Here is a 23,697-nt window from a genome sequence, read left to right as displayed (position 1 = left end):
TACGTGGTACTAAGCGTGATGACGTTGAACGTGGTCAAGTTCTTGCAGCTCCTGGCTCAATCAACCCACACACTAAGTTCGAGTCTGAAGTATACGTACTTTCTAAAGACGAAGGCGGCCGTCATACTCCGTTCTTCAAAGGCTACCGTCCACAGTTCTACTTCCGTACAACTGACGTAACTGGTGACATCTCTCTACCTGAAGGCGTAGAAATGGTAATGCCAGGCGACAACATCCAAATGAAAGTTGAGCTAATTGCTCCAATCGCAATGGATGAAGGTCTACGTTTCGCTATCCGTGAAGGTGGCCGTACTGTAGGTGCTGGTGTTGTTGCTAAGATCTTCGACTAATATTTAGTTGATAATCGCAATAAACGCGAAAAGAGGAGCTTAGGCTCCTCTTTTTTTATATGAAAAATAAATTTAATGTCGCTTCAGGGACTTACCTCAATTAGGTCGATTTGGAGGTAAGTAGCACTGGTAATGCTAACAATTCTCGTTTATATTCTTCAGCGTGAATTGTGAAAGGTTGATTTATGTTTGTTTGTTTATGCCACGGCATCTCTGATAAAAAATTGCGTAAGCTTGCTATCGAAGAAGGTATCACTGATATGCGTACCATCAGAAAGTGCACTTCTCTCGGCTCACAGTGTGGTAAATGCGTTAAACAAGCTAAAGAAATCCTCAGCGAAACACAGGCTATGCAGTTTGCAAAAGTAAGCTAACCCCAAAACCTTCGCCAGGTTGCTTTGACACCTCTCTAATTGGTTCTACAGTTAATACTGAACCAAAGAGGAGGGCTTTGTCATGAAAGGCGATCCAATCATCATTCAACATCTCAACAAAATTCTCGGTAACGAACTTGTTGCCATCAATCAATATTTCCTACACGCAAGAATGTACAAAGACTGGGGCTTAAAGCACCTGGCCGATAAGGAATACCACGAATCTATCGATGAAATGAAACACGCCGATCATCTGATTGAGCGGATTTTATTCTTAGAAGGCATACCCAATTTACAAGATTTAGGTAAGCTCATGGTCGGTGAGGATACTAAGGAAATGTTGGAGTGCGACCTTAAACTCGAAATGATGGCAATACCTGACCTAAAAGATGCGATCGCTTACGCAGAAGATAGTCGCGATTTTGTCTCTCGTGATCTGTTCCAAGACATATTAGAAGACGAAGAAGAGCATGTGGATTGGCTCGAAACCCAGCTAGGACTGATAGAGAAAGTGGGTATTGAAAACTATCTTCAAGCTCAGTTTGTTGACGAAGAGTAGCGCATCATACACCAGGGTCTAGTTGTCCATGACTAGACCCTAAAAGTAAATTCGTTTATTTTTCCCCCACCTATTGCATCCCGTTTTGTGATCTGTATAATACCGCCCACTGACTTAGTTCAGTTGTGAACCAATGAGCAAAGAGGAGTAAGTAATTTGCCTCCGGCAAGTGCTTAGTAACGTAGACTCAGCTTATGTTCGCAGTTAATACAATTGACTCTCTGCCTAGCAGTTGAGTGAATCGAAAATTAGCTGACAATGCGCTCAATTAGAGTGCTACGGTTTCACATAAATCAATCGGCATTCTCTCGCCTTCGCGAGTATGAGTGGCGATATTGTTTGTGTAATTTTTAATTATTGGAGCTCTGTCTCATGCAGAACCAACGTATTCGTATCCGCCTAAAGGCTTTCGATTATAAACTAATCGACCAGTCGACTGCGGAAATCGTTGAAACAGCTAAGCGTACCGGCGCACAGGTTCGTGGTCCAATTCCACTACCTACTCGTAAAGAGCGTTTCACTGTTCTTATCTCTCCACACGTCAACAAAGATGCACGTGACCAGTACGAAATCCGTACTCACAAGCGTTTGATCGACATCGTTGAGCCAACAGACAAAACTGTTGACGCTCTAATGCGTCTTGATCTTGCTGCTGGCGTTGATGTTCAAATCAGCCTAGGTTAAGGGAGATTAGAAGAATGATTGGTCTAGTCGGACGTAAAGTGGGTATGACCCGCATTTTTACCGAAGAAGGCGTTTCTATCCCTGTAACAGTTGTTGAGGTTGAAGCGAACCGTGTAACTCAAGTACGTACACTTGAAGCAGACGGTTATGCAGCAATCCAGGTAACTGCAGGTGCTAAGAAAGCTAGCCGTGTTTCTAAGCCAGAAGCTGGCCACTTTGCGAAAGCAGGTGTTGAAGCAGGTCGCGGTCTTTGGGAATTCCGTTTGGAAAACGGCGAAGAGTTCGCAGTTGGCGCTGAGCTAAACGTAGAACTATTCAACGACGTTAAAAAAGTAGACGTTACTGGTACTTCTAAAGGTAAAGGCTTCCAAGGCGCTGTTAAGCGTTGGAACTTCTCTACTCAAGATGCTACTCACGGTAACTCTTTGTCTCACCGTGCTCCGGGTTCAATTGGTCAGTGCCAAACTCCAGGTCGCGTATTTAAAGGCAAAAAAATGGCAGGTCACATGGGTGCTGAGCGTGTAACGACTCAAAACCTAGAGATCGTACGTGTTGACGCTGAGCGCAATCTGCTTCTTATTAAAGGTGCAGTACCAGGCTCAACAGGCGGCAACGTGATCGTAAAACCAGCTATTAAAGCTTAACGTCTAGGAGTAAGTAATGGAATTGATGGTTAAAGGTGCTGATGCACTAACTGTTTCCGAGACTACTTTCGGACGTGACTTCAACGAAGCTCTTGTACACCAAGTAGTTGTTGCTTATGCAGCAGGTGCTCGTCAAGGTACTCGCGCTCAAAAGACTCGTTCTGAAGTATCTGGCGGTGGCGCTAAGCCATGGCGCCAAAAAGGTACTGGCCGTGCACGTGCTGGTACAATTCGTAGCCCAATCTGGCGTACAGGTGGTGTTACTTTTGCTGCGAAACCACAAGATCACAGCCAAAAAGTTAACAAAAAAATGTACCGCGGTGCTATGAAGAGCATTCTTTCTGAGCTAGTTCGTCAAGAGCGTCTAATCGTTGTTGATAACTTCTCTGTAGAAGCTCCAAAAACGAAAGAGCTTGTAGCTAAGCTTAAAGAGCTTGAGCTTACAGATGCGCTAATCGTGACTAGCGAAGTAGATGAGAATCTATTCCTAGCTGCTCGTAACCTATACAAAGTTGACGCACGTGACGTTGCTGGTATCGATCCAGTATCTCTAATCGCGTTCGACAAAGTTGTTATTACTGCAGCTGCAGTTAAACAAGTTGAGGAGATGCTAGCATGATCACTGAAGAGCGTATCCTAAAAGTTCTACGTGCTCCGCACATCTCTGAAAAAGCAACTATGGCAGCTGAGAAAGCGAACACTATCGTTTTCAAAGTAGCTAAAGATGCAACTAAGAAAGAGATCCAAGCAGCTGTAGAAAAGCTATTTGAAGTTGAAGTTAAGTCTGTAAATACTCTTGTTCTTAAGGGTAAGACTAAACGCCAAGGTCTACGCCAAGGTCGCCGCAGCGACGTTAAGAAAGCGTATGTGACTCTGGCGGAAGGTCAAGATCTTGACTTCGTTGGCGGTGCGGAATAACAGGAGAGTTAAACAATGGCTATTGTTAAATGTAAGCCGACTTCCCCTGGTCGTCGTCACGTAGTTAAAGTTGTTAACGCTGACCTTCACAAAGGTAAGCCTTACGCTCCACTTCTAGAGAAAAACTCTAAGAACGGTGGTCGTAACAACAACGGTCGTATCACAGTACGTCACATCGGTGGTGGTCACAAGCATCACTATCGTTTGGTTGATTTCAAGCGTACTAAAGATGGCATCCCAGCGAAAGTTGAGCGCCTAGAATACGATCCAAACCGTAGTGCAAACATCGCTCTAGTTCTATACGCAGACGGTGAGCGTCGCTACATCATTGCACCAAAAGGCATCCAAGCGGGTGACTCTATCCAGTCTGGTGTTGATGCGCCTATCAAAGCAGGTAACACTCTGCCGATGCGCAACATCCCAGTAGGTTCTACAGTACACTGTGTTGAACTTAAGCCTGGTAAAGGTGCACAAATTGCTCGTTCTGCAGGTGCATACGCACAAATCATCGCTCGCGATGGTGCATATGTAACTCTACGCCTACGTTCTGGCGAAATGCGCAAAGTACTATCAGAAGGCCGTGCAACAATCGGTGAAGTTGGTAATGCTGAGCACATGCTACGTGAACTAGGTAAAGCTGGTGCTAGCCGCTGGCGCGGTGTTCGTCCAACCGTTCGCGGTGTGGTAATGAACCCGGTAGACCACCCACACGGTGGTGGTGAAGGCCGTACTTCTGGTGGTCGTCACCCAGTATCTCCTTGGGGTCAGCCAACTAAAGGCTTTAAGACTCGTAAGAACAAGCGCACTGACAAGTACATCGTACGTCGTCGTAATAAGTAATCTATAAAGAGGAATCGCCATGCCACGTTCTCTCAAGAAAGGTCCTTTTATTGACCTACACTTGCTGAAGAAGGTAGAGAAAGCGGTGGAAAGCGGAGACAAAAAGCCTGTTAAGACTTGGTCCCGTCGTTCAATGATCATCCCATCAATGATTGGTTTGACCATCGCTGTCCATAATGGTCGTCAGCACGTACCAGTTTTCGTTACCGAAGAAATGATCGGTCACAAACTGGGTGAATTTGCACCAACTCGCACTTACCGCGGCCACGCTGCGGATAAGAAAGCTAAGAAGAAATAAGGAGTAGATGATGGAAGCTATCGCTAAACATAACTTTGCTCGTATTTCTCCTCAGAAAGCTCGCTTAGTTGCAGACCAAATCCGCGGTAAAAGCGTGGATCAAGCTCTTGAACTACTAACTTTCAGCAACAAAAAAGCTGCTGAACTAGTTAAGAAAGTTCTTGAATCAGCAATCGCGAATGCGGAACACAACGAAGGTGCAGATATCGACGATCTTTCAGTCGCAAAAATCTTCGTAGATGAAGGTCCTATCATGAAGCGTATTATGCCTCGTGCTAAAGGCCGTGCCGACCGTATCTTGAAGCGTTCTTGCCACATCACTGTTGTTGTTGCAGACGCTTAAGACTAGGAGATAAGCAATGGGTCAGAAAGTACATCCTAATGGTATTCGTCTTGGCATCGTTAAGCCTTGGAATGCTACATGGTTTGCTAACACCAAAGATTTCGCTGACAACCTAGACGGCGACTTCAAGGTACGTCAGTTCCTTACTAAGGAACTAGCAAAAGCGTCTCTTTCACGTATCGTTATCGAGCGTCCAGCTAAGAGCATCCGTGTGACTATTCACACTGCTCGTCCTGGCGTTGTTATCGGTAAGAAAGGTGAAGACGTTGAGAAGCTACGCGCAGCTGTAGCTAAAATCGCAGGTGTACCAGCGCAAATTAACATCGCTGAAGTACGTAAGCCTGAGCTAGACGGCCAACTTGTGGCTGATAGCATCGCGTCTCAACTTGAGCGTCGTGTTATGTTCCGTCGTGCTATGAAGCGTGCGGTACAAAATGCTATGCGTCTTGGCGCTAAAGGTATCAAAGTGGAAGTAAGTGGTCGTCTAGGCGGCGCTGAAATCGCACGTTCTGAGTGGTACCGTGAAGGCCGTGTGCCTCTACACACTCTACGTGCTGACATTGATTACGCAACTTCTTCGGCTCACACCCAATACGGTGTGATCGGCATTAAAGTTTGGATCTTCAAAGGTGAGATTCTAGGCGGTATGCCAGCAGCTAACGCTGTAGAGCCAAAAGGCGACAAGCCTAAGAAGCAGCGCAAAGGCCGTAAGTAAGGAGTCGACAGATGCTACAACCTAAACGTACTAAGTTCCGTAAGGTTCAGACTGGTCGCAACCGTGGTCTAGCTAAAGGTACAGACGTAAGCTTCGGCACATTCGGTCTTAAGGCTGTTGGTCGTGGTCGTCTTACTGCTCGTCAGATCGAAGCGGCACGTCGTGCAATGACGCGTCACGTTAAGCGTCAAGGTAAAATCTGGATTCGTGTATTCCCAGACAAGCCTATCACAGAAAAACCACTAGAAGTTCGTCAAGGTAAGGGTAAAGGTAACGTTGAGTACTGGGTAGCCCAAATCCAACCTGGTAAGGTTATGTACGAAATGGACGGTGTACCTGAAGAGTTGGCACGTGAAGCGTTCCGCCTAGCGGCTCGCAAACTGCCGTTCAAAACTACATTTGTAACTAAGCAGGTGATGTGATGAAAGCACAAGATCTACGCGAAAAAAACGTTGAAGAGCTTAACGCTGAGCTTTTGAATTTGCTACGTGAACAGTTCAACTTGCGCATGCAAGCTGCAACTGGTCAGCTTCAGCAAACTCATACTCTAAAAGCTGTACGCCGTGATATCGCACGTGTGAAAACTGTTTTGACTGAGAAGGCAGGCGCATAATGAGCGAACAAATCCGTACTCAACTAGGTCGTGTAATTAGCAACAAAGGCGATAAGTCTATTGTTGTTGCAATCGAACGCATGGTTAAACACCCAATTTACGGTAAATTCGTAAAGCGTACGACTAAACTACACGCACATGACGAAAACAACGAGTGTGGCATTGGCGACACTGTTGAAGTTCGTGAGTGCCGTCCACTGTCTAAGACTAAGTCTTGGACTTTGGTAAGCATCGTAGAAAAAGCGAAAATTTAATCGTTTTTCTCTAGCGAAATCAAGCGGCTCCAAATTATTTTTGGGGCCGCTTATTTTTTGTCTACCCAATCACAAAAAAGGGTGGTACAATTCGCGTCCCTTTAAAGAGGCAGCCCGACCCGAGAGGGTCTAGTTTTTAATATTTAGCGGAGCACTAACAATGATCCAAATGCAAAGTACACTTGACGCAGCAGATAACTCTGGCGCGCGCAAGGTAATGTGTATTAAGGTTCTGGGTGGCTCACACCGTCGTTACGCACACATCGGCGACATCATCAAAGTTACTGTGAAAGAAGCAATTCCTCGCGGTAAAGTAAAAAAAGGTGATGTTCTGAAGGCGGTAGTAGTTCGCACCCGTAAAGGCGTACGTCGTCCAGACGGTTCTGTCATTCGCTTCGACCGTAATGCTTGTGTATTGTTGAACGACACTACTGAGCAACCAGTCGGCACACGTATCTTTGGTCCAGTGACTCGTGAACTTCGTAATGCGAAATTCATGAAAATTGTTTCACTAGCACCTGAAGTACTGTAAGGAGCTACATAATGGCAGCTAAAATCCGTCGTAATGACGAAGTAATCGTTCTTGCTGGTAAAGATAAAGGCAAGAAAGGTAAAGTAACTAAGGTTCTAGCAACTGGTAAAGTTATCGTTGAAGGTATCAACCTTGTTAAGAAGCACCAAAAGCCTCAACCGGCTCTAGGTCAACAAGGTGGCATCGTTGAGCAAGAAGCAGCAATTGACGCTTCTAACGTTGCAATCTTTAACGCGGCTACTGGTAAAGCTGACCGCATCGGTTTCCGTATCGAAGATGGCAAGAAAGTTCGTTTCTTCAAGTCTAACGGCGAAACTGTTTCTAACTAATAGAAAGTAATTTGGAGTTCTACTATGGCGAAACTGCATGATTACTACAAGTCGTCTGTAGTTGCTGAATTGACCAAACAATTCAACTACTCAAGCGTCATGCAAGTCCCTAGGATTGAGAAAATCACCCTAAACATGGGCGTTGGTGAAGCAATCAACGATAAGAAACTGCTAGAAAACGCAGCAGCTGATATGGCAACGATCTCTGGTCAAAAGCCTCTTATCACTAAAGCGCGTAAATCTGTTGCAGGTTTCAAAATTCGTGAAGGCTACCCAATTGGTTGTAAAGTAACCTTGCGTGGCGAACGTATGTGGGAATTTTTAGAGCGTTTAATCTCTATCGCACTTCCACGTGTACGTGACTTCCGTGGCGTTAGCGCTAAGTCTTTTGACGGACGCGGTAACTACAGCATGGGCGTTCGCGAGCAAATCATCTTCCCGGAAATCGACTACGATAAAGTAGACCGTGTTCGTGGCCTAGACATCACTATTACGACGTCTGCTGCAAACGATGAGGAAGGCCGAGCTCTGCTGGCTGCCTTTAACTTCCCATTCCGTAAGTAAGGTGAAGGGTTACTGTTATGGCTAAACAATCAATGAAAGCGCGCGAAACTAAACGCGCGAAGCTAGTAGCTAAGTTTGCTGAAAAGCGCTCAGCTCTAAAAGCTATCATCAGCGATGTAAACGCATCTGAAGAAGATCGTTGGAACGCAGTACTTAAACTGCAAGCTCTTCCACGTGATTCAAGTGCTTCACGTCAGCGCAACCGTTGCAACCAAACTGGTCGTCCACACGGTTACCTACGTAAGTTCGGTCTAAGCCGTATCAAAGTTCGCGAAGCTTGCATGAAAGGCGAGATTCCTGGACTTCGTAAGGCTAGCTGGTAATTGCCACTTAATCATTTGGAGTAAATCTTATGAGCATGCAAGATCCGATTTCGGATATGCTGACCCGCGTTCGTAACGGTCAGGCAGCAAACAAAGTTGCTGTAAAAATGCCTTCTTCAAAGCTTAAAGTTGCAATCGCTGCACTACTGAAAGCTGAAGGTTACATCGTTGACTTCGCTGTTGAAGGCGAAGCAAAACCAGTGCTAGAAGTTACACTTAAGTACTTCCAAGCAAAACCAGTAATTGAGCAAATCAAACGTGTTTCACGTCCTGGTCTGCGTGTCTACAAAAATAAAGACTCGCTACCAACTGTGATGGGCGGTTTGGGTATTGCTGTTGTTTCCACTTCCAAGGGTCTGATGTCAGACCGCGCTGCACGTAAAGCAGGTCTTGGCGGTGAAATCATCTGTTACGTAGCTTAATAGGAGTAGATTATGTCTCGTGTTGCTAAAGCACCTGTCGCTATTCCAGCTGGCGTAGAGGTGAAACTAAACGGCCAAGAAGTTACTGTTAAAGGCGCTAAAGGTGAACTTACTCGCGTTCTAAACAACGCAGTAGTTATCGCTCAAGAAGAGAGCAACCTTACATTCGGTCCTCGCGACGGTGTTGCTAACGCATGGGCACAAGCAGGTACTGCTCGTGCACTAGTTAACAACATGGTTGTTGGTGTTACTGAAGGCTTTACTAAGAAGCTAACTCTTAAAGGTGTTGGTTACCGTGCTGCTATCAAAGGCAACGCTGTAGGCCTAACACTTGGCTTCTCTCACCCAGTTGAGCACGAGTTGCCAGCGGGTATTAAAGCTGAGTGTCCTAGCCAAACTGAGATCATCATTACTGGTTGTGATAAGCAACTAGTTGGTCAAGTTGCAGCTGACATTCGTTCTTACCGTGAGCCTGAGCCTTATAAAGGTAAAGGTGTTCGTTACGCAGATGAAAATGTGCGTACTAAAGAAGCTAAGAAGAAGTAAGGTAACACTATGGATAAGAAAGCATCTCGCATCCGTCGTGCTACACGTGCACGTCGTAAGATTGCAGAACTGGGTGCAACTCGCCTAGTAGTACACCGTACTCCTCGTCACGTTTACGCTCAAGTAATCGCAGCGAACGGCTCTGAAGTTATCGCAGCCGCTTCAACTGTTGAAAAAGCGATTCGTGAAGAAGTTAAGAGTACTGGTAACATCGATGCAGCTAAAGCAGTTGGTAAAGCTGTTGCTGAGCGCGCTCTTGAAAAAGGCGTATCTGCTGTTGCATTCGATCGTTCTGGTTTCCAATACCACGGTCGAGTAGCGGCGCTAGCAGAATCTGCTCGCGAAGCTGGTCTGAAATTCTAAGGTAGGGTTGGAAGATGGCTAAAGAACAACAACAAGCTAGTGATTTGCAAGAAAAGCTAATCGCCGTTAACCGTGTTTCTAAGACGGTTAAAGGTGGTCGAATCATGAGCTTCACTGCACTAACAGTAGTTGGTGACGGTAACGGTCGCGTAGGTTTCGGTTACGGCAAAGCTCGTGAAGTACCTGCTGCGATTCAAAAAGCAATGGAAAAAGCACGTCGTAACATGACTACGATCGCGCTTAACGAAGGCACTCTTCACCACCCGGTGAAAGGTCGCCACTCTGGCTCTAAAGTTTACATGCAGCCAGCAGCAGAAGGTACGGGTGTTATCGCAGGTGGTGCGATGCGTGCAGTACTAGAAGTTGCAGGTGTACACAACGTACTATCTAAAGCATACGGTTCTACGAACCCTATCAACATCGTTCGTGCTACGATCGATGCTCTAGGTAGCATGAAGTCACCAGAAATGGTTGCTGCTAAACGTGGTCTAACTGTTGAATCTATTTCGGAGTAAGAACACCATGGCAACTATCAAAGTAACTCAAACTAAGAGCTCAATTGGTCGCCTACCTAAGCACAAAGCGTGTCTTAAAGGTCTTGGCCTTCGTAAAATCAACCACACAGTAGAACTTGAAGATACACCGTGCATTCGCGGTATGATCAACAAGGTTTACTACATGGTTAAAGTTGAGGAGTAATCAGAATGCGTTTGAATACTCTATCACCGGCTGCGGGTTCTAAGCCTTCTAAGAAGCGCGTAGGCCGTGGTATCGGTTCTGGCCTAGGTAAAACTGGTGGCCGTGGTCACAAAGGTCAAAAATCACGTTCTGGCGGCAGTGTTCGTCCAGGTTTTGAAGGCGGTCAAATGCCTTTGAAACAGCGTCTACCAAAATTCGGTTTCACTTCTCGTAAGAGCCTAGTGTCTGCTGAAGTTCGTCTAGCTGAGCTAGCGAAAGTAACTGGTGACGTTGTAGATCTAAACAGCCTTAAAGCAGCTAACGTTATCACTAAGAACATCGAATTTGTTAAAGTTGTTCTTTCAGGTGAAATCGACAAAGCTGTGACTGTTAAAGGTCTACGCGTGACTAAAGGCGCTAAAGCTGCAATCGAAGCTGCAGGCGGTAAAATCGAGGAATAATCTCGAGGGATGAGGTACAGATGGCTAAGAAACCAGGACAAGATTTTAGTAGTGCAAAGAATGGCTTAAACGAACTTAAGTCTAGACTTTTATTCGTGATAGGCGCACTTTTAGTGTTCCGTGCCGGCTCTTTTGTGCCGATCCCTGGTATTGACGCAGCTGTACTTGCCGATTTGTTCGAACAGCAAAAAGGTACCATCGTAGAAATGTTTAACATGTTCTCCGGTGGTGCATTAGAGCGTGCATCTATTTTAGCACTGGGCATCATGCCGTATATTTCGGCGTCGATTGTTGTCCAGTTGCTAACGGTAGTTCATCCAGCGTTAGCCGAACTCAAGAAAGAGGGTGAGGCAGGGCGTCGTAAGATTAGCCAATATACGCGTTATGGTACGCTTGTACTTGCAACATTCCAGGCAATAGGTATCGCAACTGGCCTTCCAAACATGGTCAATAATCTGGTTGTTATCAACCAAACCATGTTTACGCTAATTGCAACCGTAAGTTTAGTAACTGGTACCATGTTCCTAATGTGGTTAGGTGAACAAATTACAGAGCGTGGAATTGGTAATGGTATTTCCATTCTAATTTTTGCAGGTATTGTTGCTGGATTGCCTTCTGCAATCGGTCAAACAATCGAGCAAGCGCGTCAAGGTGAACTGCACGTACTTCTTCTGTTGTTGATTGCTGTACTCGCTTTCGCAGTGATTTACTTTGTTGTGTTTATGGAACGTGGTCAACGTCGTATCGTCGTTAACTACGCTAAACGTCAACAAGGCCGTAAGGTTTTCGCTGCACAAAGCACACACCTACCGTTGAAAATCAACATGGCAGGTGTTATTCCAGCAATCTTTGCTTCAAGCATTATCCTGTTCCCAGGAACACTGGCTCAGTGGTTTGGTCAGAATGGTGAGAGCAGCGCGTTCGGTTGGTTAACTGACGTGTCATTGGCTCTTAGCCCAGGTCAACCGCTGTATGTAATGCTTTATGCAGCAGCGATTATTTTCTTCTGTTTCTTCTACACGGCTCTTGTTTTCAATCCGCGTGAAACAGCAGATAACTTGAAGAAGTCAGGTGCATTCGTACCCGGCATCCGCCCAGGTGAGCAGACAGCGAAATACATTGATAAAGTAATGACTAGACTTACCCTTGCAGGTGCTCTATATATTACCTTTATCTGTCTGATTCCCGAGTTCATGATGGTCGCGTGGAACGTACGTTTCTACTTCGGCGGTACTTCACTACTTATCGTAGTGGTAGTTATTATGGACTTTATGGCACAGGTACAGACTCATCTGATGTCACAACAGTATGATTCTGTGTTGAAGAAAGCAAATCTGAAAGGCGTTGGCCGTTAATTCGGCGATTGTCTCAGATTTCATCTACGGAGTTTAGCAATGAAAGTTCGTGCTTCCGTTAAAAAAATCTGCCGTAACTGTAAAGTTATCAAGCGCAACGGTGTTGTGCGTGTTATCTGTAGCAGTGAGCCAAAGCACAAACAGCGCCAAGGCTAATTAAGCAGAAATTTTTACTTGAAATATAAGGTATGGTCGAGTATATTCCTCGGCCTACCTTTTGCGTGCAAAAGAAGTAGCACTCCGCAGCGTATCCATAACGGGCTTTGCTGCGGCTATTCTTTTTAAGAAACACTAGGAGTGAATAATGGCCCGTATAGCAGGCATTAACATTCCTGATCAAAAACACGCTGTAATCGCACTAACTGCGATCTACGGCATCGGTAAAACTCGCTCTCAAGCTATTCTAGCTGAAGTGGGTATTGCTGAAGATGTTAAGATCAGTGAACTAACTGAAGAGCAGATCGATCAACTGCGTGATGGTGTAGCTAAATACACTGTAGAAGGTGATCTACGTCGTGAAGTATCAATGAACATCAAGCGTCTTATGGACCTTGGCTGTTACCGTGGTCTTCGTCATCGTCGCAGTCTACCACTACGTGGACAGCGTACTAAAACCAACGCTCGCACCCGTAAGGGTCCGCGTAAGCCGATCAAGAAATAATCGGGAAGGTAGAGTACAATGGCTAAACAACCAACTCGCGCTCGTAAGCGCGTACGCAAGCAAGTTGCAGATGGCGTTGCGCACATCCATGCTTCTTTCAATAACACAATCGTAACCATTACTGACCGTCAAGGTAACGCTCTTGCATGGGCAACTGCAGGTGGTTCAGGTTTCCGTGGTTCTCGTAAGTCTACTCCGTTCGCTGCACAGGTTGCTGCTGAGCGTTGTGCTGAAATGGCTAAAGAATACGGTCTAAAGAACTTGGAAGTTATGGTTAAGGGTCCAGGTCCAGGTCGCGAATCTACGGTTCGTGCACTGAACGCTGCTGGTTTCCGCATCACGAACATCGTTGACGCGACACCAATCCCTCATAACGGTTGTCGTCCACCTAAGAAACGTCGCGTATAACGTTTCTAGGATAATTGGAGAAGAATCATGGCAAGATATTTGGGTCCTAAGCTGAAGCTTAGCCGTCGCGAAGGTACAGACTTATTCCTTAAGTCAGGCGTACGCGCGATCGATACCAAGTGTAAAATCGATAACGCACCAGGTGTACACGGCGCTCGTCGCGGTCGTCTATCTGAATATGGCGTTCAGCTTCGTGAGAAGCAAAAAGTTCGTCGTATCTACGGCGTTCTAGAAAAACAATTCCGTAACTACTACAAAGAAGCAGCTCGCCTTAAAGGCAACACTGGTGAAAACCTACTTCAGCTTCTTGAAGGTCGTCTAGATAACGTAGTTTACCGCATGGGCTTTGGCGCAACTCGCGCAGAAGCACGTCAGCTAGTTAGCCACAAAGCTATCCTAGTTAACGGTAATGTTGTAAACGTTCCTTCATTCAAAATTACGGCTAACGACGTTGTTTCTATCCGCGAGAAAGCTAAACAGCAAGCTCGTATTAAAGCGGCTCTAGAAGTTGCTGAACAACGCGAAAAACCAACTTGGATTGAAGTAGATGCTGGCAAGATGGAAGGTACATTCAAGCGTATGCCTGAGCGTTCAGATCTATCTGCTGACATTAACGAACACTTGATCGTCGAGCTTTACTCTAAGTAAGGTTTAAACTAAAGAGAGGACACAATGCAGGGTTCTGTAACAGAATTTCTTAAGCCACGTCTTGTTGACATCGAACAAGTTAGCACGACACACGCAAAAGTAACTCTTGAGCCATTAGAGCGTGGCTTTGGTCACACTCTAGGTAATGCGCTTCGCCGTATTTTGCTTTCGTCAATGCCAGGTTGTGCAGTGACTGAAGTTGAAATCGAAGGCGTTCTGCACGAGTACAGCACTAAAGAAGGTGTACAAGAAGATATCCTTGAGATTCTTCTTAACCTGAAAGGTCTAGCTGTTCGCGTTGCTGAGGGCAAAGACGAAGTGTTTATTACGCTTAACAAGTCAGGCTCAGGCCCTGTTGTTGCAGGTGACATCACCCATGATGGTGATGTAGAGATCGCTAACCCAGAACACGTTATTTGTCACCTAACGGATGACAATGCTGAGATTTCTATGCGAATCAAAGTAGAACGTGGTCGTGGTTATGTTCCAGCTTCAGCTCGTATCCATACTGAAGAAGATGAGCGTCCAATCGGTCGTTTGCTAGTTGACGCGACTTACAGCCCAGTAGACAAAATTGCCTACGCTGTAGAAGCGGCACGTGTTGAGCAACGTACTGACCTAGACAAGCTCGTTATCGATATGGAAACGAACGGTACTCTAGAACCTGAGGAAGCAATCCGTCGCGCAGCTACTATCCTAGCTGAGCAATTGGATGCATTCGTAGATCTTCGTGATGTACGTGTTCCTGAGGAGAAGGAAGAGAAGCCGGAGTTCGATCCTATTCTACTGCGTCCTGTAGACGATCTTGAACTAACAGTTCGCTCTGCTAACTGTCTAAAAGCAGAAGCGATTCACTACATCGGTGATCTTGTACAGCGTACTGAGGTTGAGCTACTTAAAACGCCAAACCTTGGTAAAAAATCTCTTACTGAGATTAAAGACGTACTTGCATCACGTGGTCTGTCACTGGGTATGCGCCTAGAAAACTGGCCACCAGCGTCTATCGCTGAAGATTAATCGATACTAGTTAGAAGGATTAGGTCATGCGCCATCGTAAGAGTGGTCGTCAACTCAACCGCAACAGCAGCCATCGCAAAGCGATGTTCAGCAATATGGCTAGCTCTCTTGTACGTCATGAAGTAATCAAGACTACATTGCCTAAAGCAAAAGAGCTACGTCGCGTAGTTGAGCCTTTGATTACACTAGCTAAGACTGACAGTGTTGCTAACCGTCGTCTAGCATTTGCACGTACTCGTGATAACGAAGTAGTTGCGAAACTATTCAACGAACTAGGTCCACGTTTTGCTGCTCGTCAGGGCGGTTACACTCGTATCCTAAAAGCTGGCTTCCGTGCTGGCGATAAAGCTCCAATGGCTTACATTGAGCTAGTTGATCGCCCAGAAGCATCTGAAGAAGCTGCTGCTGAGTAATCAGTAAAGTTCGTAGAACTAAAAAAGCCGAGCATTTATGCTCGGCTTTTTGCTATCTGCGATCTTGGTCATCGATCGTAAATAGAAGTACCCATTCCCTATCACTGCCAAAGTGATGTCAGCGAATCCATCAACCCTGAACTTGCCCCTTGTGAGCCCAGATACTCCAATACCACAGGCGCGAACTTTGAAATCATTGCAGGGTCTAGACCCACTGATGAGAAAGCACTTTTTACACTGTCCATATCTTGTATTGAAGATAGAAGACCGGAGCTAGTTAACGCGTCCATTCCAGGAATCATTGAGCTTAGTTCACCTTGCTGATCTGAACCTAGTGAACTCTGCGCAAGAGAGAGAAGCGCGCCTACGCCAGTTGTCGCTTGTTCAGGGGAAACAGAAAGATTGTTGACTAAGTCATTCACGACTGGCGAGTCTTTTGCGTTCATCATCGAGTTTGCACTAGAAAGTAAACTGTTTGCATCGTCAGCGGATACGCCAGAGAGATTAAGTGCAGCGTGAGTTGGTGCTGAAATTAGTAGTGCCGTAGAAAGGGTTAGAAGAGTTCTCATGATATCGTCCATTTTATTGTCTATCCCATTAAGGTTAGACAATAAAAAAGCAGTGACGAGTCACTGCTTTTAAAAATTGAGTATCAGAGCTGAGATTAAGCGATGATGTCTAGTAGCTCAACTTCGAATACTAGTGCTGCAAACGGAGGAATCGCTGCACCTGCGCCGCGCTCACCGTATGCTAGGTCTTGAGGAATGTACAGTTTCCACTTAGAACCTACAGGCATCAGTTGAAGAGCTTCAACCCAGCCTTTGATTACGCCAGTTACTGGGAACTCAGCTGGTTGACCGCGAGATACAGAGCTGTCGAATACAGTACCGTCTGTTAGCTCACCGTGGTAGTGAACACGTACAGTTTTGTCTGCAGATGGGATTTCGCCAGTACCTTCAGTGATGACTTCGTATTGAAGACCAGACTCAAGAACCGTTACTTCTGAACGAAGAGCGTTATCTTTTAGGAATGCTTCGCCGTCAGCTGCAGCTGCTTTTGCTGCTTCTTGACGTAGTGCTTCTGCGCGAGTGTGTAGCTCTTGCAGTGCGTTGTTGATCTCGTCAATTTCGATCTCTGGCATGTCACCAGTTAGTGCAGTTGCAATACCTTTAGCGATTGCATCTACGTTTAGACCTTCTAGGCCGCTACCTGCTAGTTGTTGGCCCATTTGTAGACCAATACCATAGCTTGCTTTCTGTTCTACAGTTTCTAATTTCACGTCAGACATGACGGTCTCTCTTGCTATTCGAATGAAGACGAAAGCATACCAGTTCTGACTTTAAACCGAAACGCTCTAACCAACTTTTACTAATTAATTCGTTTTGGTTGTTAAACTTGTGACATTAGGCGGTTATAAATTAGCAGACCTGCGATTTTTCTATACTCTGAACGCAGGTTTTCTTAAACTGAGACGGTTGTTTAGTAGGAGACCAATGGGAATGAATCGTCGTCACCGTAAAAAGCAGAAAGTTGACCACGTTCAAGTGCTGAAAGATAAATGGCAAGCGCTCGATTTATCGCGTCTAAAGCAAATCGACTTGTCTCGATTGTCTGCGATACGTGATAAGGCTAAGGCGCTATGGCATCGTTTGCCGCGTCTACACAGAAGGGTTTTGAGCGTTCTCATTCCTGTTGTTATTGTATTGATGCTTCTGCCTGGTCAAAAGGCCGAGGCGCCTCAAGTAACACCTACCAATCAACGAGTCGCGGTCAGCGTCAATACCGCGCCATTGAGTGAGCAGTCGTCGCAGGTTAACGTGGAAGAGCCAGTTGAAACGGATTGGCGTGAGTACACGGTGAAAAAGGGTGACACGCTCGCGCGCGTATTCCGCACTAACCAATTGCCGATGGCAGACTTGAATGCGCTGGCACGCATTGAAGGCAGTGACAAACCACTAAGCCGAATAAAGCAAGGTCAGCTAATTCGATTCAAGTTCAATGAAGAAGGTAGTTTAGATATCTTACAGATTGAGCGTGGAGACCAGTCTATCATGTTCTTCCGTTTGTCTGATGGCGGATTTGGTCGCAGTAAATAAATAGAGACAAGAAGGGGCGCGCAAGCCCCTTTTTTAGTCCAAGTCTTTGTTGTTTAAGTGACCGTTATTTGAGAAGCCTCATGTCAATATGAGGGATATCGTCTTCTAGGTATTCATCTGAGCAGGCACTAAAGCCATGTTTTGAGTAGTAGCCTTGTAAGTGAGATTGCGCACCGATTTGGATGCTCTCATTGGGCCACAGACGCTCACACTCGAGTTTTGCTTGCAGCATTAAGTCATGACCCAAACCGCCCCCTCTATGCGTCTGCTTTGTCGCGACACGGCCAATACTCACTTGATCGTAGGTGGTCCCTTTCGGTAGCAGTCGCGCACAGGCGACGAGTTCACTCCCTTGGTAGCCTAGTAGATGGTGTACGCCTTCAACTTGGTCTTTGTTATCCAGTTCTGGATAAGGGCAGGTTTGTTCAACCACAAAGACGTCGACGCGCAGTTTGATCAACTCATATAGCTCAGTCGTGTTGAGTTCAGTGAACGTTTTTGTCTTCCAGATAATCATGATGTACTTCTCTTTATTGCTATCAACGGCTAATCATTCTTAGACTAAACCGAGGCCAATAAAAAAGCCACGCATTACACGTGGCTAGATTCACTAAGGCAATACTAAATTTAGATCACCTTATTTCTGCAAGTCGATCTGGTAAACGGCGAAGCCAACATCGTCAGTCGCTACCTTTTTCATTGGGTATTGACCTTTGTCGCTGATAAATTGCGCCGCTTTCTCTGATGGAGAGGTTTCAAAGCGCACGTCCAGCTTAGCGCTTGTACTAATTGGAGCAAATGACCAGTTGTTGTCCGCACTTGGCGTGACTTCGCCTTTCTCTTTACTTACTTTTGAAATGTAGTTAGCAACGATAGAGCGGTTTTCATCTGGAGAATCAAACGCGATAAACTCGCTACCTGTACCAGGGAACTTGTTGCTGTATGCACGGTAGTTGTTGGTCGCAATGATAAAGGTTTGCTTCATGTCGATTGGTTTACCGTTATAAGTCAGGCCAACGATACGCTCGCTGCCTTCATCCAGTAGTTTACAGTTGCCGTCATAACGGGCTGGTTTAGTGACATCGATTTGATACTCAACACCATCCATCACATCAAAGTTGTAGGTGCGGAAACCGTCCCAATCGATCAATGATTGTGGCTTGTTAGAGTTCGCATCGATTTGTTTAAACTGACCCGCAGAACACTCCAACCATTCCTTCACTTCTTTACCCGTTACTTTCAATGCTACGAGCGTATTTGGGTATAGGTATAGGTCGGCTGCGTTACGGAATGTAAGTTGACCCGATTCTACTTCGGTAAAGTTAGCAGGATCGTTCTTGCGTCCGCCGGCTTTAAATGGCGCAGCGGCTGATAGCACTGGTAGGCCATCAAGATCCGGGTCGCCTTGGATCATGGTTTCAACATAATCTTTTTGCGCAAGGTTAACGATCTGTACTGTAGGATCATCTTGAACTAGCGCTAAGAAGCTGTACATTACGTCATTCGCTTTACCAATCGGTTGGTTAACGAAATCACGTGTCGCACTGTGGTCGCCTTTAACCGCGTTGACAATACCTTGATCTGCTTCAGCAATTGGCTTTTTGTTAGCTGCATCGAAGATTGGACGAGCTTCTGTTTGTGCGTCAGCTACTTTCCAGCTGTCACCGTCTTGCTCAAGCACAAGATCCATGACACCAACGTGGCTACCCCAGCGTCCTGGCATCACGGCTGCAACACCATTGATGGTGCCTTTTTCATTATCGACGCCTTGGATATTGTCAAAACCTTTGCCAGGGAAGACCGCATGAGAGTGACCAAACGCAATCGCATCGATGCCTTCTACTTCAGAAAGGTAGTACGTCGAGTTCTCTGCGCCGGCTTTATACGGATCGCTTGAAACACCTGAGTGCGGGATTGCAACGATAATGTCCGCACCTTCTTTCTTCATCTGTGGCACAAGCTTTTCAGCTGAAGCTTTGATGTCTTCAGCAAACACTTTGCCTTCGAGGTTTTTCTTATCCCAAACCATGATTTGTGGTGGTACAAAGCCGATATAACCTACTTTAACTTCATGTGCATTGCCATCGATGTCTTTGAACGTATGAGTTTTGATCAGGTACGGCTTGAAGTAGTGGTCACCGGTTTTTTTGTCAAATACGTTAGCGCTGATGTAAGGGAAGTTAGCGCCTTCCAATGAGGTTTTAAGGAACTCAAGGCCGTAGTTAAACTCGTGGTTACCAATGTTACCTACATCGTAATCAAGCTGGTTCATCGCTTTATAAACAGGGTGGATTTCACCTGGCTTGATACCTTTCGATGCCATGTAGTCACCCATCGGGCTACCTTGAAGTAGGTCACCGTTGTCCACCAATACGCTGTTCGTTACCTCACCTCGAGCTTCTTTCACCAAAGTAGCAGCACGAGCCAAGCCGATTTTCTGGGACGGCTTATCCTTGTAGTAGTCATAATCCATGACATTGGTGTGAATGTCCGTCGTTTCGATAATTCTTAACTTGATCTCGTCAGCCATTGCTGGGCCTGCCATTGCTAGCATACCGCCTAGCACAGCGATAGAAATGGGGTTCACTGCCACTTTCATCTTCATATCCTTCTAATTCGAGGGTGATTCAAAAACGCGTTAAGTGTATCAATTTGTGATGTAATAAATGTCTCTATGACTATAAAAGTGTGATCTGTATTTGTTACTTACTGGGGTTATGATACCGATCTCTCACCTTTATCAGTAAGACTACAACTGATAGAGGTTCAATGCGGCGAGTTAGCTCGAAATCTGTACATATTTTCAGGCTAAATAGCTTCTTTAGTGGCTTTTGGAATAAAAAATGAAATTTTAGAATTTCCAGTAATATAGGCGAGTGGTCATAATGCCATCATTCGATATGCGAAGGATTGCCATTATGAACTCAACTTTTACTAACCAGCCGGGCAAGGGAACCAAACCCACTTTGGTTAGCAGCCACGATAAGCCTAGGCTGGCTAAATCACAGCTCAATAAAGGCGAGGTGGCTTTAATCGGCGCCGGTCCTGGTGATCCTGAACTACTGACCATAAAAGCATTAAACCTGCTGCAACAAGCTGACGTTGTCCTCTATGACTATCTTGTTTCTGAAGAAATTATGGCGCTGGTACCAGATAGTACTATTTTAGTTTGTGTGGGCAAAAGAGCCGGTCATCACAGCGTTCCTCAAGAGAAAACCAATCAACTGTTGGTCGAGTTTGCCCAGAGCGGTCATAAAGTCGTTCGTATTAAAGGTGGCGATCCATTCGTATTTGGTCGTGGTGGTGAAGAGCTGCAAGTTCTTGCTACAGCCGGCATTCGATTCCAAGTCGTACCGGGCATTACCGCAGCCGCTGGTGCGACAGCTTATGCGGGTATCCCTTTGACTCATCGAGACTACGCGCAATCGGCGTTGTTTGTTACTGGGCACCTAAAACCGGATAGCGATGACATGGATTGGTCTACGTTGGCGCGTGGCAATCAGACTCTCGTTATCTATATGGGGCTAATGAAATCTGACTATATCCAGTCGCAACTTATTGAACATGGCCGCAGCTCTAGCGTGCCTGTTGCGATTATTGAGCGCGGGACACAGGTAACCCAAAAGGTCTTACGTGGCACGTTGGCGACTCTACCGGAGATGGCCAAAGATGCGCAGTCGCCATCACTGATTGTTGTCGGTGAAGTGGTCTCGCTAGCCGATGAACTCTCTTGGTTTGGTGAAGATAGTGTGCAGCCAAGCCAAATCGAAACACTACAAAGTATTAGAGCTTAATCCCTAAGAGGATAGCTCACTCATATTCTAAATCAGTCGTGTGTTGGCCAAGTCACGTCAACATGAACAAAGGAAGCACAACTCATGGACCAAGAAAGACTCACACACCTTAAACAGTTGGAAGCGGAAAGTATTCACATCATCCGCGAAGTCGCGGCGGAATTTGATAATCCCGTCATGATGTACTCGATCGGTAAAGACTCGTCGGTGATGCTGCATTTAGCGCGTAAGGCATTTTACCCAGGTAAGATCCCATTCCCATTGCTGCACGTTGATACCGATTGGAAGTTCAAAGAGATGATTGAATTTCGCGACCGTACAGCAAAGAACTACGGATTCGAGCTTTTGGTGCACAAGAATCCAGAAGGTCTAGCCATGGGCTGTAGCCCGTTTGTGCATGGCTCATCTAAGCATACCGATATTATGAAAACGCAAGGTCTGAAACAGGCGCTCAACAAGTACGGTTTTGATGCAGCATTCGGTGGTGCACGCCGTGATGAAGAGAAATCTCGTGCCAAAGAGCGTGTTTACTCATTCCGCGATAAGAACCATACGTGGGATCCGAAGAACCAGCGTCCAGAGTTGTGGAAAACCTACAACGGCCAAATCAACAAAGGTGAGAGCATCCGTGTGTTTCCACTCTCTAACTGGACTGAGCTCGATATCTGGCAATACATCTTGCTAGAAGGCATTGAAATCGTGCCTCTGTATCTTGCAGCACCGCGTCCAGTGGTAGAGCGCGATGGCATGTTGATCATGGTGGATGATGACCGCATGGAGATCGGTCCGGATGAAACGGTTGAACACAAGAGTGTGCGCTTTAGAACGCTCGGTTGTTACCCATTGACTGGTGCTATCGAGTCGGAAGCGACCACGCTCACAGGGATTATTGAAGAGATGCTTGTCGCAACGTCCAGTGAGAGACAAGGACGAGCGATCGACCACGATCAGTCAGGATCGATGGAGCTTAAGAAACGTCAAGGATACTTTTAAGGATCGAAGGAACAGATTATGAACAGCGCAGTAGAAGCACAACTTGCCGAGCTCGGTATTGAAGGTTACCTGAGTCAGCACCAGTACAAATCGTTACTTCGATTCCTAACCTGTGGCTCAGTTGATGATGGTAAAAGTACCTTAATTGGTCGCTTGCTCCACGACTCGAAACAAATTTATGAAGATCAACTGGCGGCCGTTCACTCAGACAGCCAACGTGTTGGTACGACCGGTGAAAAGCCAGACTTAGCCTTGCTTGTCGATGGCTTGCAGGCAGAGCGTGAACAAGGGATCACGATTGATGTGGCATACCGCTACTTCTCGACCCAAAAACGTAAATTCATTATTGCTGATACTCCAGGACATGAGCAGTACACGCGAAACATGGCAACAGGCGCATCGACGTGTGATCTTGCGGTGATCTTGATTGATGCACGTAAAGGCGTGCTCGATCAAACTCGTCGTCACTCGTTTATCTCCAGTCTACTTGGTTTAAAGCACTTTATTGTTGCGGTGAACAAGATGGATTTGGTCGATTACTCCCAGCAGCGCTATGAAGAGATCCGCGATGAGTATCTGACTTTCTCTGAAAATCTAGGCAAAGACATCGACATTCAGATGATCCCGATCTCTGCCCTAGAGGGTGATAATGTCGTGGATCTGAGTGACAAGATGGGCTGGTATCAAGGTGAGTCTTTGCTTGATCTACTTGAGAAAGTAGACATCGACCAAGGCAAACAGCAAGGCGAGTTCCGCTTCCCAGTTCAGTACGTTAACCGACCAAACCTCGATTTCCGCGGTTTTTCCGGCACCATTGGCTCCGGTGAAATCCGCGTTGGCGATGAAATTAAAGCATTGCCGTCCGGTAAGACTTCTAAAGTTGAGCGTATTGTGACCTTCGATGGTGATTTGCCAAGCGCATTTGCTGGTCAAGCGGTGACGTTAACGCTGACCGATGAAATTGATATCAGCCGTGGTGACTTGATTGTTAAGCAAGACGCACGTGTTGCGTCATCAAATCGTCTACTAGCGGATATGGTATGGATGACGGATGAACCACTAGCAGCAGGTCGCAGCTACGACATCAAGATTGCGGGTAAGCAAACGCAGGGTCAGTTAGATGCGATTCGCCATCAGTACGACATCAACTCGCTGAAATCGTTTAAGACAGACTCATTGCCGTTAAACGGCATTGGTTTGTGTGAGTGGTCACTGACGGAGGCTGTAGCCATTGATAGCTACGATTCGGTTCAAGATACCGGTGGTTTTATTGTTATTGATCGCCTCACTAACGTGACAGTGGGTGCCGGCCTAGTTCGTGAAGCTTTGGCGGAAGAGCAGCGTTCATCGCAAGAGCGTATGGGTGCCTTTGAGAAAGAGCTTAAAGCTCTGATCATGAAGCACTTCCCTGAGTGGGACGCAAAAATATAATCTGCTCAATACAACCGTAACCATGGGCTTTAACTATCGCTAGAGCCCATAATAACAACGCAGTGACTTTA

39 protein-coding genes are annotated in these 23,697 nt (G+C 46.1%); 35 read left to right on the top strand and 4 right to left on the bottom strand.

The annotated features are described in order from the left end of the window. The 31 genes from L4C42_RS19080 to rplQ form a co-directional block, all read left to right on the top strand. Positions 1–350 (top strand): EF-Tu C-terminal domain-related protein (locus tag L4C42_RS19080; protein ID WP_429761616.1); only part of this gene is annotated, 350 nt, incomplete at its 5' end. Positions 351–535: 185 nt separating this feature from the next. After that, the gene (locus tag L4C42_RS19075) at positions 536–724 is read left to right on the top strand and encodes a (2Fe-2S)-binding protein (RefSeq protein ID WP_042502742.1); all 189 of its coding nucleotides are present in this window, start codon (positions 536–538) and stop codon (positions 722–724) included. A gap of 82 nt (positions 725–806) precedes the next feature. Beyond that, complete coding sequence (gene bfr, locus L4C42_RS19070; protein WP_112460407.1) at positions 807–1,283, top strand: bacterioferritin; 477 nt, start codon at positions 807–809, stop codon at positions 1,281–1,283. A gap of 372 nt (positions 1,284–1,655) precedes the next feature. Then, positions 1,656–1,967 (top strand): 30S ribosomal protein S10, encoded by a 312-nt coding sequence (gene rpsJ / locus L4C42_RS19065; protein WP_031495630.1) that lies wholly within the window; start codon positions 1,656–1,658, stop codon positions 1,965–1,967. A 14-nt stretch (positions 1,968–1,981) separates the two neighbouring features. Further along, complete coding sequence (gene rplC / locus L4C42_RS19060; RefSeq protein ID WP_112460406.1) at positions 1,982–2,611, top strand: 50S ribosomal protein L3; 630 nt, start codon at positions 1,982–1,984, stop codon at positions 2,609–2,611. A 16-nt stretch (positions 2,612–2,627) separates the two neighbouring features. Beyond that, positions 2,628–3,230: a 50S ribosomal protein L4 gene (gene rplD / locus L4C42_RS19055; protein WP_042478663.1), complete on the top strand. Its 603-nt coding sequence runs from the start codon at positions 2,628–2,630 to the stop codon at positions 3,228–3,230. Continuing rightward, positions 3,227–3,529 (top strand): 50S ribosomal protein L23, encoded by a 303-nt coding sequence (rplW, locus tag L4C42_RS19050; protein WP_353497268.1) that lies wholly within the window; start codon positions 3,227–3,229, stop codon positions 3,527–3,529. The genes rplD and rplW overlap by 4 nt, the downstream gene beginning before the upstream one ends. Positions 3,530–3,544: 15 nt before the next feature. Further along, the gene (gene rplB, locus L4C42_RS19045) at positions 3,545–4,369 is read left to right on the top strand and encodes a 50S ribosomal protein L2 (protein WP_042478666.1); all 825 of its coding nucleotides are present in this window, start codon (positions 3,545–3,547) and stop codon (positions 4,367–4,369) included. 19 nt (positions 4,370–4,388) lie between these two features. Beyond that, the gene (gene rpsS, locus L4C42_RS19040) at positions 4,389–4,667 is read left to right on the top strand and encodes a 30S ribosomal protein S19 (RefSeq protein WP_031495622.1); all 279 of its coding nucleotides are present in this window, start codon (positions 4,389–4,391) and stop codon (positions 4,665–4,667) included. A 10-nt stretch (positions 4,668–4,677) separates the two neighbouring features. Beyond that, positions 4,678–5,010 (top strand): 50S ribosomal protein L22, encoded by a 333-nt coding sequence (gene rplV, locus L4C42_RS19035; RefSeq protein WP_042478670.1) that lies wholly within the window; start codon positions 4,678–4,680, stop codon positions 5,008–5,010. Positions 5,011–5,026: 16 nt separating this feature from the next. Further along, complete coding sequence (gene rpsC / locus L4C42_RS19030) at positions 5,027–5,725, top strand: 30S ribosomal protein S3 (RefSeq protein ID WP_112481252.1); 699 nt, start codon at positions 5,027–5,029, stop codon at positions 5,723–5,725. Between the two features lie 11 nt (positions 5,726–5,736). After that, positions 5,737–6,147 carry a 50S ribosomal protein L16 gene (gene rplP, locus L4C42_RS19025; RefSeq protein ID WP_006075723.1) on the top strand — a complete coding sequence of 137 codons (411 nt, stop codon included), beginning with the start codon at positions 5,737–5,739 and terminating at the stop codon, positions 6,145–6,147. Continuing rightward, the gene (gene rpmC / locus L4C42_RS19020) at positions 6,147–6,338 is read left to right on the top strand and encodes a 50S ribosomal protein L29 (RefSeq protein WP_004736737.1); all 192 of its coding nucleotides are present in this window, start codon (positions 6,147–6,149) and stop codon (positions 6,336–6,338) included. The genes rplP and rpmC overlap by 1 nt, the downstream gene beginning before the upstream one ends. Continuing rightward, on the top strand, positions 6,338–6,592 hold the full coding sequence (gene rpsQ / locus L4C42_RS19015; protein WP_042478674.1) for a 30S ribosomal protein S17: 255 nt from the start codon (positions 6,338–6,340) through the stop codon (positions 6,590–6,592). The genes rpmC and rpsQ overlap by 1 nt, the downstream gene beginning before the upstream one ends. A 160-nt stretch (positions 6,593–6,752) precedes the next feature. Beyond that, a complete protein-coding gene (gene rplN / locus L4C42_RS19010) occupies positions 6,753–7,124 on the top strand; it encodes a 50S ribosomal protein L14 (RefSeq protein WP_006075569.1) in 372 nt (123 codons plus the stop codon). A gap of 11 nt (positions 7,125–7,135) precedes the next feature. Continuing rightward, on the top strand, positions 7,136–7,453 hold the full coding sequence (gene rplX, locus L4C42_RS19005; protein ID WP_042478676.1) for a 50S ribosomal protein L24: 318 nt from the start codon (positions 7,136–7,138) through the stop codon (positions 7,451–7,453). 24 nt (positions 7,454–7,477) lie between these two features. Continuing rightward, a complete protein-coding gene (gene rplE / locus L4C42_RS19000; protein WP_006075572.1) occupies positions 7,478–8,017 on the top strand; it encodes a 50S ribosomal protein L5 in 540 nt (179 codons plus the stop codon). Positions 8,018–8,034: 17 nt separating this feature from the next. Continuing rightward, positions 8,035–8,340 (top strand): 30S ribosomal protein S14, encoded by a 306-nt coding sequence (gene rpsN, locus L4C42_RS18995; RefSeq protein ID WP_042502755.1) that lies wholly within the window; start codon positions 8,035–8,037, stop codon positions 8,338–8,340. Positions 8,341–8,369: 29 nt separating this feature from the next. Further along, the gene (gene rpsH, locus L4C42_RS18990; protein ID WP_042502757.1) at positions 8,370–8,762 is read left to right on the top strand and encodes a 30S ribosomal protein S8; all 393 of its coding nucleotides are present in this window, start codon (positions 8,370–8,372) and stop codon (positions 8,760–8,762) included. A 12-nt stretch (positions 8,763–8,774) separates the two neighbouring features. Then, on the top strand, positions 8,775–9,308 hold the full coding sequence (gene rplF / locus L4C42_RS18985) for a 50S ribosomal protein L6 (protein ID WP_042502759.1): 534 nt from the start codon (positions 8,775–8,777) through the stop codon (positions 9,306–9,308). A gap of 9 nt (positions 9,309–9,317) precedes the next feature. Then, on the top strand, positions 9,318–9,671 hold the full coding sequence (gene rplR / locus L4C42_RS18980; protein ID WP_038228845.1) for a 50S ribosomal protein L18: 354 nt from the start codon (positions 9,318–9,320) through the stop codon (positions 9,669–9,671). Positions 9,672–9,685: 14 nt separating this feature from the next. After that, positions 9,686–10,186, top strand: coding sequence for a 30S ribosomal protein S5 (gene rpsE, locus L4C42_RS18975; RefSeq protein WP_042478682.1), 501 nt, complete (start codon positions 9,686–9,688; stop codon positions 10,184–10,186). 7 nt (positions 10,187–10,193) lie between these two features. Continuing rightward, positions 10,194–10,370, top strand: coding sequence for a 50S ribosomal protein L30 (rpmD, locus tag L4C42_RS18970; RefSeq protein WP_053438826.1), 177 nt, complete (start codon positions 10,194–10,196; stop codon positions 10,368–10,370). 5 nt (positions 10,371–10,375) lie between these two features. Then, a complete protein-coding gene (gene rplO, locus L4C42_RS18965; protein WP_112460405.1) occupies positions 10,376–10,810 on the top strand; it encodes a 50S ribosomal protein L15 in 435 nt (144 codons plus the stop codon). Between the two features lie 20 nt (positions 10,811–10,830). After that, entirely contained in the window at positions 10,831–12,165 is a 1,335-nt protein-coding gene (gene secY / locus L4C42_RS18960) for a preprotein translocase subunit SecY (RefSeq protein WP_338163374.1), read from the top strand. A gap of 39 nt (positions 12,166–12,204) precedes the next feature. Beyond that, on the top strand, positions 12,205–12,321 hold the full coding sequence (rpmJ, locus tag L4C42_RS18955) for a 50S ribosomal protein L36 (RefSeq protein ID WP_042478686.1): 117 nt from the start codon (positions 12,205–12,207) through the stop codon (positions 12,319–12,321). Positions 12,322–12,469: 148 nt separating this feature from the next. Then, the gene (gene rpsM, locus L4C42_RS18950; RefSeq protein ID WP_005450559.1) at positions 12,470–12,826 is read left to right on the top strand and encodes a 30S ribosomal protein S13; all 357 of its coding nucleotides are present in this window, start codon (positions 12,470–12,472) and stop codon (positions 12,824–12,826) included. 18 nt (positions 12,827–12,844) lie between these two features. Continuing rightward, positions 12,845–13,234, top strand: a complete 390-nt coding sequence (rpsK, locus tag L4C42_RS18945) for a 30S ribosomal protein S11 (RefSeq protein WP_001118870.1) — start codon at positions 12,845–12,847, stop codon at positions 13,232–13,234. Between the two features lie 27 nt (positions 13,235–13,261). Further along, a complete protein-coding gene (gene rpsD, locus L4C42_RS18940; RefSeq protein ID WP_042478689.1) occupies positions 13,262–13,882 on the top strand; it encodes a 30S ribosomal protein S4 in 621 nt (206 codons plus the stop codon). Between the two features lie 24 nt (positions 13,883–13,906). Further along, positions 13,907–14,899 (top strand): DNA-directed RNA polymerase subunit alpha, encoded by a 993-nt coding sequence (locus tag L4C42_RS18935; RefSeq protein WP_042478691.1) that lies wholly within the window; start codon positions 13,907–13,909, stop codon positions 14,897–14,899. 26 nt (positions 14,900–14,925) lie between these two features. Beyond that, positions 14,926–15,312, top strand: a complete 387-nt coding sequence (gene rplQ, locus L4C42_RS18930; protein WP_031493230.1) for a 50S ribosomal protein L17 — start codon at positions 14,926–14,928, stop codon at positions 15,310–15,312. A gap of 101 nt (positions 15,313–15,413) precedes the next feature. Here the strand turns inward: rplQ and L4C42_RS18925 are convergent, their stop codons facing one another. Together L4C42_RS18925 and bamJ are read right to left on the bottom strand one after the other, a co-directional pair. Continuing rightward, complete coding sequence (locus L4C42_RS18925) at positions 15,414–15,881, bottom strand: DUF2780 domain-containing protein (protein WP_353497267.1); 468 nt, start codon at positions 15,879–15,881, stop codon at positions 15,414–15,416. 95 nt (positions 15,882–15,976) lie between these two features. Then, positions 15,977–16,600, bottom strand: a complete 624-nt coding sequence (gene bamJ, locus L4C42_RS18920) for a BamJ family beta-barrel-assembly machinery protein (protein WP_042502775.1) — start codon at positions 16,598–16,600, stop codon at positions 15,977–15,979. Between the two features lie 211 nt (positions 16,601–16,811). Between bamJ and L4C42_RS18915 the strand changes: the two genes are divergently transcribed. Continuing rightward, positions 16,812–17,408: a LysM-like peptidoglycan-binding domain-containing protein gene (locus tag L4C42_RS18915; RefSeq protein WP_353498737.1), complete on the top strand. Its 597-nt coding sequence runs from the start codon at positions 16,812–16,814 to the stop codon at positions 17,406–17,408. 64 nt (positions 17,409–17,472) lie between these two features. Here L4C42_RS18915 and L4C42_RS18910 read toward each other — a convergent pair whose 3' ends face one another. Continuing rightward, positions 17,473–17,925 carry a GNAT family N-acetyltransferase gene (locus L4C42_RS18910; RefSeq protein ID WP_353497266.1) on the bottom strand — a complete coding sequence of 151 codons (453 nt, stop codon included), beginning with the start codon at positions 17,923–17,925 and terminating at the stop codon, positions 17,473–17,475. Between the two features lie 120 nt (positions 17,926–18,045). Continuing rightward, positions 18,046–20,007, bottom strand: a complete 1,962-nt coding sequence (cpdB, locus tag L4C42_RS18905) for a 2',3'-cyclic-nucleotide 2'-phosphodiesterase (protein ID WP_418641783.1) — start codon at positions 20,005–20,007, stop codon at positions 18,046–18,048. A 319-nt stretch (positions 20,008–20,326) separates the two neighbouring features. On the opposite strand from cpdB, the gene cobA reads away from it, so the two are divergent. The 3 genes from cobA (at position 20,327) to cysN (ending at position 23,626) form a co-directional block, all read left to right on the top strand. After that, positions 20,327–21,202 carry a uroporphyrinogen-III C-methyltransferase gene (cobA, locus tag L4C42_RS18900; protein ID WP_418641782.1) on the top strand — a complete coding sequence of 292 codons (876 nt, stop codon included), beginning with the start codon at positions 20,327–20,329 and terminating at the stop codon, positions 21,200–21,202. An 84-nt stretch (positions 21,203–21,286) separates the two neighbouring features. Further along, positions 21,287–22,195, top strand: a complete 909-nt coding sequence (gene cysD / locus L4C42_RS18895) for a sulfate adenylyltransferase subunit CysD (protein WP_042502781.1) — start codon at positions 21,287–21,289, stop codon at positions 22,193–22,195. 18 nt (positions 22,196–22,213) lie between these two features. Next, positions 22,214–23,626, top strand: coding sequence for a sulfate adenylyltransferase subunit CysN (gene cysN / locus L4C42_RS18890; RefSeq protein ID WP_353497263.1), 1,413 nt, complete (start codon positions 22,214–22,216; stop codon positions 23,624–23,626). Positions 23,627–23,697 lie beyond the last annotated feature (71 nt).

The sequence above is a fragment of the Vibrio wakamikoensis genome, assembly GCF_050337275.1.
Taxonomy (GTDB): domain Bacteria; phylum Pseudomonadota; class Gammaproteobacteria; order Enterobacterales; family Vibrionaceae; genus Vibrio; species Vibrio chaetopteri.
Note: the sequence above shows the minus strand (reverse complement) of the source record. Positions and strands in the feature narration are given on the sequence as shown.

Coding starts and splice junctions, on each gene's coding strand:
- rplD (WP_042478663.1), top strand. CDS start 2,628: ATGGAATTGATGGTTAAAGGTGCTGATGCACTAACTGTTTCCGAGACT.
- rplE (WP_006075572.1), top strand. CDS start 7,478: ATGGCGAAACTGCATGATTACTACAAGTCGTCTGTAGTTGCTGAATTG.
- rpsJ (WP_031495630.1), top strand. CDS start 1,656: ATGCAGAACCAACGTATTCGTATCCGCCTAAAGGCTTTCGATTATAAA.
- rpsE (WP_042478682.1), top strand. CDS start 9,686: ATGGCTAAAGAACAACAACAAGCTAGTGATTTGCAAGAAAAGCTAATC.
- rpsQ (WP_042478674.1), top strand. CDS start 6,338: ATGAGCGAACAAATCCGTACTCAACTAGGTCGTGTAATTAGCAACAAA.
- L4C42_RS18915 (WP_353498737.1), top strand. CDS start 16,812: ATGAATCGTCGTCACCGTAAAAAGCAGAAAGTTGACCACGTTCAAGTG.
- cpdB (WP_418641783.1), bottom strand. CDS start 20,007: ATGAAAGTGGCAGTGAACCCCATTTCTATCGCTGTGCTAGGCGGTATG.
- bamJ (WP_042502775.1), bottom strand. CDS start 16,600: ATGTCTGACGTGAAATTAGAAACTGTAGAACAGAAAGCAAGCTATGGT.
- rpsS (WP_031495622.1), top strand. CDS start 4,389: ATGCCACGTTCTCTCAAGAAAGGTCCTTTTATTGACCTACACTTGCTG.
- cysD (WP_042502781.1), top strand. CDS start 21,287: ATGGACCAAGAAAGACTCACACACCTTAAACAGTTGGAAGCGGAAAGT.
- rpmC (WP_004736737.1), top strand. CDS start 6,147: ATGAAAGCACAAGATCTACGCGAAAAAAACGTTGAAGAGCTTAACGCT.
- bfr (WP_112460407.1), top strand. CDS start 807: ATGAAAGGCGATCCAATCATCATTCAACATCTCAACAAAATTCTCGGT.
- rplV (WP_042478670.1), top strand. CDS start 4,678: ATGGAAGCTATCGCTAAACATAACTTTGCTCGTATTTCTCCTCAGAAA.
- rpmJ (WP_042478686.1), top strand. CDS start 12,205: ATGAAAGTTCGTGCTTCCGTTAAAAAAATCTGCCGTAACTGTAAAGTT.
- rpsD (WP_042478689.1), top strand. CDS start 13,262: ATGGCAAGATATTTGGGTCCTAAGCTGAAGCTTAGCCGTCGCGAAGGT.
- rpsK (WP_001118870.1), top strand. CDS start 12,845: ATGGCTAAACAACCAACTCGCGCTCGTAAGCGCGTACGCAAGCAAGTT.
- rpmD (WP_053438826.1), top strand. CDS start 10,194: ATGGCAACTATCAAAGTAACTCAAACTAAGAGCTCAATTGGTCGCCTA.
- rplB (WP_042478666.1), top strand. CDS start 3,545: ATGGCTATTGTTAAATGTAAGCCGACTTCCCCTGGTCGTCGTCACGTA.
- rplF (WP_042502759.1), top strand. CDS start 8,775: ATGTCTCGTGTTGCTAAAGCACCTGTCGCTATTCCAGCTGGCGTAGAG.
- cobA (WP_418641782.1), top strand. CDS start 20,327: ATGAACTCAACTTTTACTAACCAGCCGGGCAAGGGAACCAAACCCACT.
- L4C42_RS18925 (WP_353497267.1), bottom strand. CDS start 15,881: ATGAGAACTCTTCTAACCCTTTCTACGGCACTACTAATTTCAGCACCA.
- rplQ (WP_031493230.1), top strand. CDS start 14,926: ATGCGCCATCGTAAGAGTGGTCGTCAACTCAACCGCAACAGCAGCCAT.
- rplX (WP_042478676.1), top strand. CDS start 7,136: ATGGCAGCTAAAATCCGTCGTAATGACGAAGTAATCGTTCTTGCTGGT.
- rpsN (WP_042502755.1), top strand. CDS start 8,035: ATGGCTAAACAATCAATGAAAGCGCGCGAAACTAAACGCGCGAAGCTA.
- L4C42_RS19075 (WP_042502742.1), top strand. CDS start 536: ATGTTTGTTTGTTTATGCCACGGCATCTCTGATAAAAAATTGCGTAAG.
- rplR (WP_038228845.1), top strand. CDS start 9,318: ATGGATAAGAAAGCATCTCGCATCCGTCGTGCTACACGTGCACGTCGT.
- secY (WP_338163374.1), top strand. CDS start 10,831: ATGGCTAAGAAACCAGGACAAGATTTTAGTAGTGCAAAGAATGGCTTA.
- rpsH (WP_042502757.1), top strand. CDS start 8,370: ATGAGCATGCAAGATCCGATTTCGGATATGCTGACCCGCGTTCGTAAC.
- rplP (WP_006075723.1), top strand. CDS start 5,737: ATGCTACAACCTAAACGTACTAAGTTCCGTAAGGTTCAGACTGGTCGC.
- cysN (WP_353497263.1), top strand. CDS start 22,214: ATGAACAGCGCAGTAGAAGCACAACTTGCCGAGCTCGGTATTGAAGGT.
- rplO (WP_112460405.1), top strand. CDS start 10,376: ATGCGTTTGAATACTCTATCACCGGCTGCGGGTTCTAAGCCTTCTAAG.
- rplC (WP_112460406.1), top strand. CDS start 1,982: ATGATTGGTCTAGTCGGACGTAAAGTGGGTATGACCCGCATTTTTACC.
- rplN (WP_006075569.1), top strand. CDS start 6,753: ATGATCCAAATGCAAAGTACACTTGACGCAGCAGATAACTCTGGCGCG.
- rplW (WP_353497268.1), top strand. CDS start 3,227: ATGATCACTGAAGAGCGTATCCTAAAAGTTCTACGTGCTCCGCACATC.
- rpsM (WP_005450559.1), top strand. CDS start 12,470: ATGGCCCGTATAGCAGGCATTAACATTCCTGATCAAAAACACGCTGTA.
- rpsC (WP_112481252.1), top strand. CDS start 5,027: ATGGGTCAGAAAGTACATCCTAATGGTATTCGTCTTGGCATCGTTAAG.
- L4C42_RS18910 (WP_353497266.1), bottom strand. CDS start 17,925: ATGATTATCTGGAAGACAAAAACGTTCACTGAACTCAACACGACTGAG.
- L4C42_RS18935 (WP_042478691.1), top strand. CDS start 13,907: ATGCAGGGTTCTGTAACAGAATTTCTTAAGCCACGTCTTGTTGACATC.